This window comes from Kribbella capetownensis (assembly GCF_004331485.1).
Taxonomy (GTDB): Bacteria; Actinomycetota; Actinomycetes; order Propionibacteriales; family Kribbellaceae; genus Kribbella; species Kribbella capetownensis.
In genome coordinates this window covers 389,237-395,519 of the sequence record NZ_SJKD01000009.1, presented here as the reverse complement: position 1 = coordinate 395,519, position 6,283 = coordinate 389,237, and the positions used below count along the sequence as shown (strand labels likewise).

General features: G+C 68.6%; 6 protein-coding genes and 1 pseudogene. 1 reads left to right on the top strand and 6 read right to left on the bottom strand.

What is annotated here, in order from left to right; translation table 11 throughout:
- Window positions 1-104, top strand: a pseudogene (locus tag E0H75_RS34880) (IS481 family transposase); the annotation flags it as partial.
- Here the strand turns inward: E0H75_RS34880 and mmuM are convergent.
- The 6 genes from mmuM to E0H75_RS34850 form a co-directional block, all read right to left on the bottom strand.
- A complete protein-coding gene (mmuM, locus tag E0H75_RS34875; RefSeq protein ID WP_238163451.1) occupies window positions 101-1,000 on the bottom strand; it encodes a homocysteine S-methyltransferase in 900 nt (299 codons plus the stop codon). The pseudogene E0H75_RS34880 and the gene mmuM overlap by 4 nt on opposite strands.
- On the bottom strand, window positions 984-1,907 hold the full coding sequence (locus E0H75_RS34870; protein ID WP_131517961.1) for an FAD-dependent oxidoreductase: 924 nt from the start codon (window positions 1,905-1,907) through the stop codon (window positions 984-986). The genes mmuM and E0H75_RS34870 overlap by 17 nt, the downstream gene beginning before the upstream one ends.
- 51 nt (window positions 1,908-1,958) lie before the next feature.
- Window positions 1,959-3,053, bottom strand: coding sequence for an esterase-like activity of phytase family protein (locus tag E0H75_RS34865; protein WP_131517960.1), 1,095 nt, complete (start codon window positions 3,051-3,053; stop codon window positions 1,959-1,961).
- Between the two features lie 66 nt (window positions 3,054-3,119).
- A complete protein-coding gene (locus tag E0H75_RS34860) occupies window positions 3,120-4,439 on the bottom strand; it encodes an enolase C-terminal domain-like protein (RefSeq protein WP_238163450.1) in 1,320 nt (439 codons plus the stop codon).
- Window positions 4,436-5,341, bottom strand: a complete 906-nt coding sequence (gene kdgD, locus E0H75_RS34855; RefSeq protein ID WP_238163449.1) for a 5-dehydro-4-deoxyglucarate dehydratase — start codon at window positions 5,339-5,341, stop codon at window positions 4,436-4,438. The genes E0H75_RS34860 and kdgD overlap by 4 nt, the downstream gene beginning before the upstream one ends.
- A 52-nt stretch (window positions 5,342-5,393) precedes the next feature.
- On the bottom strand, window positions 5,394-6,272 hold the full coding sequence (locus E0H75_RS34850; protein ID WP_131517959.1) for a LysR family transcriptional regulator: 879 nt from the start codon (window positions 6,270-6,272) through the stop codon (window positions 5,394-5,396).
- Window positions 6,273-6,283: the final 11 nt, after the last annotated feature.

The following is a 6,283-nucleotide window of genomic DNA, read 5'->3' as shown; positions in this document are numbered from 1 at the left end:
TACCCGGCTGGCTCCACCACTACAACCACCACCGACCCCACACCGCCATCGGCAAAACCCCACCCATCACCCGCTTAACCAACCTCCCTGGGCAGTACAACTAGCTCAGCGCCTTCGCGAGTGCGCGGATGTCGTCGGGGCCGACTCGGCAGCATCCACCGATGTACGCCGCCCCGGCTGAGAACCAGTCGGAGGCAAGAGGAGCGGCAGCACCGGCGGAGGCCGGGGTGATGCGGGGACCGATCCAGTGGCGGGCGGTGGCGTCCCAGGACTCGCCGGAGTTGGGATACGCAACGGCCGGCTTGCCGGTCACCGCGATGGCTGTCTCGACCGCGGCCTGCACATCGTCGGGCGTGCAGCAGTTGATGCCTACAGCAATCACCTGGTCGATCACAGGGATCGCGAAGGCGTCCGTGAGAGGTTGGCCGGCGCGGGTGTAGGCCCCGGAGATCGAGTAGGAGAACCACGCCGGGAAGTCCAGCTCGGCCAGCAGCCCGACGAGCACCTCGGCTTCGTCGGCGTCCGGGATGGTCTCCACCGCCAGCAGGTCAGGCTCAGCACTGACCAGCAACTCCAACCGCGGCCCGTGGAAATCGCGGAGGGTCGCCGCACTCACGCCGTACCGGCCGCGGTACTCCGATCCGTCCGCGAGCATCGCGCCGTACGGCCCGACCGATGCAGCGACCAACCGGCGCCGTCCGTCGGTGAACGAGTCGCGCACGTCGCGGGCGATCCGCACACTGCTCGCAATCAGTCGCTCGGCCTCGGCGCGCGGCACGCCGGCGCGTTCGAAGCCGACCACGCTGGCTTGATAGCTGGCCGTCGTCGCCACCATCGCACCGGCGTCGTAGTACGCGTGATGCACCGCCGCGATCTCGTCGGGCGCGTCCTTCAGCAACCGCGCCGACCACAACGCGTCCGACAGATCGTGGCCACGATCTTCCAGGGCGTTCGACAGACCGCCGTCCAGGATGATCGGCCGCTCAGATTCCCTGGACAAGCTCGAAGACCTCGTCCGCGCAGCCCCAGGACAGCGTCACCCCGGATCCACCATGTCCGTAGCAGTGGATCACCGGTTCACCCGTCCGTGTCCGGATCAGCTCGCACCGGATCGCCGGACGAGCCGGCCGCAGACCGACCCGATGGCGGATGATCTTTGCCTTGCGCAACTGAGGGACCAACTCGGCCGCCCGCTCCAGCATCTGATCCGCGGTCGCCTGATCGACCGTGAGGTTCCAGTCGTTCGGCTGGCTGGTCCCGCCGACCACCACGTCATGTTCGCGCGGTACGACGTACGTCAACTCCGACGGCGACCGATCGGCGACGAGCCACTCGGTCAGACCGCACTGCTCGACCGTCATCACCTGGCCCCGCACCGGCGTCACGGTCGGGTCGCTCGCGGTGAGTCGAGCCCCGAGGCCGGCACAGTTGATCACCACGTCGGCGGTCGTCGGCAACGCGGGCAACGCAGCGCGGGTGAGTGTGCCGCCCGCCTGGTCCAGCCGCTTGACGAGCGACTGCAGGTACGCCGGCATCTCGATCACCGCCGTCGTGAACGACCAACCGTCCTCGAACCCGGCCGGCGGCGACACCCGGGTCAGGTCAGGCAGGACGTCGGCCCAGCGCGGATCCGGCTTCCGCTCGACCAGGAACTCGCGCCCGCGCCGCATCCGCACCGACGCCTCGAGCTCGGCCAGCTTGGAGAACTCCTCGTACGCCGTCCTGGACCAGGCGGCGACGCGGTCCTCGGGAGCCGACAGGTACGGGTACCAGATCGCCGCAGCCACCGCCGAGGTCGTCTCCAGCGGCAGATCGCGGGCGAACACGGCCACGTCGTACCCACCCTCGGCGAGCCGGACGGCACAGGTCAGCCCGATCACGCCCGCACCCACCACGATCACGCGCATTCACACATTGTGACCCGCGCGTACGCATCACGCCATCTTGTGCCAGTGGCCTCAGTGCAGGTCGACCGCCAGCGAGTAGAACCGGGTGATCTGGGTGGCGCCGTTGTTGTCATCGGACAGCAGGTACAGCTGCCGACGCCCGCCAGGCAGGTCGCCGCCGAGGGCGAGCGCCTCGACGTTGTCCAGCAGCGGGTTCGGCTGCGGCTGCTTGGCGACCGCGCCGGACGGCGGGCAGTTCACCAGGTCGAACAGCAGCTTCTTCTGCAGGAAGACCTTCTCCGGCGCATCCGCCAGCGATGCCGTCTTCGACACGTCGACGGCGCGGCGCAGCGACACCGTGAAGACCCGGATCGTGTTGCCGACACCGGGCGTGAACGTGCGCTCCATCGACACCAGTTCATCCCGGTTCACCCAGGCGAGCTCGACCAACGCGAGCCCCGGGTCCGGCTTGTAGGCGTACTGCGCGGCGACCCGGTAGTCGTGGCCCGGGAACCCGGCGTACCGCAGGACGCGGTTGCGCGTACGCCCGTCGGCATCGGTGCCGTCGGACGCCAGCGGGCCCTCCATGCCGGCGAACAGCGACAGCCCGTCACGGCTGACCGCGAGCGACTCGAACGTCGCGTTGCTCGTCGCCTCACCGGCCGGCGCGACCTGGAAGCGCGCCGGCACCGGCAGCGAGGCGATCTCCTTGCCGTCGGACAGCCGGAAGCGGCGGATCGACGGCTCGCGCTCCGAGGTGGCCAGGATGGTCCGGTCACCCCGCTCGACGACCAGGCCCTCGCCGTCGAAGTCCGCACCCGTGTACGGCGTACCGTCCGGGCGGCGCAGGATCGTCATCCCGTCGACGCTCACCGTGGTCGGCTGGCTGTTGGTCCTGAGCTGAAACACCCGGGCCGGCGTGGTCCCGACGTTGTCCACCAGAGCGGTCGCGCTGTGCGGGCCGGTCACGTTCAGCGCCGACAGGCCGGCGACCGGCTGGCCGTCGAACGTCGTCTTGTCCAGCGCATCGCTGAAACCGAGGAACTGCGCGTCCGGTGAGCAGGAACCACCACCGCCGGGATGTTTGCCCGGTGTCGCCGACGCGGTCAGCGTCGTAGTCAGGGCGGTCAGGACAACTGCTGCGGCGAGTGACTTCTGCCAGCGCATTTCAAGGCTCCTTGATCGAGACATCAGCACCGATCGAAACCTATCGCGCACAACATCAGGTGAACATCACCGCACCAGACAGGGGCGCTTCGGATCGAACCTCCAGTCCTCGACCAGGTACTGCATCGCGATCGCGTCGTCGCGTGCTCCGAGGCCATGCTGTTGATACAACTCGTGCGCGGCGGCGAGCGCCTCGCGATCCAGCTCGACACCGAGACCAGGACGCGTCGGTACCGCGATCTCGCCGCCGGCGATCCGCAGCGGCTCCTTGGTCAGCGCCTGCCCGTCCTGCCAGATCCAATGCGTGTCCAGGGCCGTGATGTCGCCCGGTGCCGCCGCGCCGACCTGCGTGAACATCGCCAGCGAGATGTCGAAGTGGTTGTTCGAGTGCGACCCCCAGGTCAGCCCGAAGTCCGCGCACAACTGCGCGACCCGCACCGACCCGGCCATCGTCCAGAAGTGCGGATCGGCCAGTGGAATGTCGACCGCATCGACCCGGATGGCGTGCGCAAGCTCGCGCCAGTCGGTCGCGATCATGTTCGTCGCGGTCCGCAGCCCGGTCGCGCGCTTGAACTCCGCCATCGTCTCGCGCCCCGAGAACCCCGGCTCCGCGCCGACCGGATCCTCGACATACGCCAGTACGTCGTCCAGGCCCGAACACCACGCGATCGCATCCCGCACCGGCCAGGCACCGTTCGGGTCGATGGTGATCCGGGCCGACGGGAACCGTCCGGCCAACGCGCGCACGGCCTCGAGCTCAACAGGCCCGTCGAACACACCGCCCTTCAGCTTGAAGTCCGCGAACCCGTACCGCTCCTGCGCCGCCTCGGCCAACGCGACGATCGCGTCCGGAGTCAACGCCGGCTGCCGCCGTACCTTCGACCACCGATCCTCGCCCGAGTCGGTCAGGTACGGAAGATCGGTTCGTCCGGTGTCGCCGACATAGAAGAGGTAACCAAGAACCGGCACGGCAGAACGCTGCTGCCCATCACCCAGCAGTTCGGCCACGGGTACGCCGAGATGCCGCCCAAGCAGGTCGAGCAGCGCGGACTCCAGTCCCGTCACCGCATGGACCGTCGTCCGGAGGTCGTAAGTCTGTTGCCCTCGGCCACCAGCATCTCGGTCCGCAAAGGTCTGGGCGACACGTCGGAGGAGTTGGCGATACTGCGCGAGTTCCTGACCGACCGCGAACTCCGCGGCCGCGCGGATCGTCGACGCGATCTTGTCGCCACCGGGAACCTCGCCGAGGCCGGTGTTGCCCGAGCTGTCGGTCACGATCACGACGTTGCGAGTGAAGAACGGTCCGTGCGCGCCGCTCAGATTCAGCAGCATGCTGTCGTAGCCGGCGACGGGAACGACCTCGACGGACGTGATGGTCGGCGTCACTTGATCCTGCCGATCAGCTCGGTGAGCTGGGCCAACTCGTCCTCGCTCAGGTCCTGCAGCGGTGGTCGCACCGGTCCCGCGGACCGCCCGATCGCGGTCACGCCGGCCTTGACGATCGAGACGGCGTACCCCTTCATCCGGTCCCGGATGTCCAGGTACGGCAGGATGAACTCGTTCAGTTTGCGGTAGACGCTCTCGCGGTCCTGCGCCAGGACGTCGGCGTAGAAGCCGAGCGCGAACTCGGGTACGAAGTTGAAGATCGCCGACGAGTAGGTGCTGACGCCGAGTTGCAGCAGCGGCAGCGCGAACGTCTCGGCCGTCGGCAGTCCGCCGATATAGGTGAGCCGGTCGCCGACCCGGGCGTACGTGCGGGTCATCATCTCGATGCTGCCGACGCCGTCCTTCAGGCAGACCAGGTTTTCGTTGCGGTCGGCAAGCTCCGCGACGGAGACGTCGGTCAGGATCGCGTTCGCCCGGCTGTAGACGGTGACGCCGAGACTCGTACTGCGGCAGACCGCCGACACATGCTCGATCAGCCCGTGCTGACCAGCCTCGGTCAGGTACGGCGGCAGCAGCAGGACCCCATCAGCCCCGGCGGCCTCCGCAGCCTGGGCCTGGGCGATCGCGGACGCCGTACCGCCGGTCGCGGGCGCGATCACCGGGAGCTTGCCGTTCACCTCGGACACCGCCGCACGGACGACCGTGTCGATCTCGGCGGGCGTCAGCGAGAAGCCCTCACCGGTGCCGCCGGCCGCGAACAACCCGGCGACGTCGTACTGGCTCAGCCAGGACAGGTGCTCGCGATAACCGGATTCGTTGAAGCTGAGATCCGGGTTGAAGTGCGTCACCGGGAAGGACAGCAGTCCGGTCTTGAGCTGGGCCGCGAGTTCGGCAGGGGTCATGCCTGTCAGCCTAGGAACCGGTGTGGATACCTGTCCAAGATCGATGTTGGATCTATCGATGCTCTGGGAGCATCGTGAGCACCCGCTGCAGCACCGGGCTGGTCGAGTCGCGGTTCCAGATCGCATGCAGTTCGACCGGCTCACCCGGTACGCCGACCTCGCAGTACGTCACGCCCTCGACCCCGAGGCCGCGCGCCGAAGCGGGGACCAGCGCGACGCCACGACCCGCCGCCACCAAGAGGACGACGGTGAGGATCTGCTGGACCCGCTGCTCGATCCGGGGATGGGAGTCGGCGAGGAACCGGACCGTCAGTTCGTGGAAGTAGCGGGCCTGGGTGGGGGAGTAGCTGATCACCGGCTCGTCGGCGAAGTCGGCCGGGACCAGCGGCCGATCCAGGGACGCGAGCCGATGGTTGCTCGGCACAACGGCACACAGTGGCTCGCGGAACACGACCCTGGAATTGAGCAGGCGGGTGTCGACGGGCGGCCGGCCGAGGCCGAGATCCAGTTCGCCGCGCAGCAGGCCGTCGAGCTGGGCCGGGGTGACGCGCTCGTGCAGGATCACGTCGACGTCCGGCAGTTCCTCGGACATCCGGCGCAGGAACGGGCCGAGCGTGCGGATCGCCGAGACAGCGGTGAAACCGAGGCGCAGCGTGCCGGCCGCACCCTGGTCGACCCGGCGGGCCAGATCACCGGCGGTCTCGACCAGTGCCAGCAGTCGGCGGGCCTCGGTCAGGAACGCCTGCCCGGCCTCGGTGAGCTCGACCCGGCGGTTGTCCCGCTCGAGCAGCCGCACGCCGACGGCACGCTCCAGCTTCTGCACCTGGCGGCTCAGCGGTGGCTGGGTCATGTTCAGCCGCTCGGCAGCGCGGCCGAAGTGCAGTTCCTCGGCGACGGCGACGAAGGCGCTCAGTTGGTCGAGCGAGAACATGATTCCCGGAA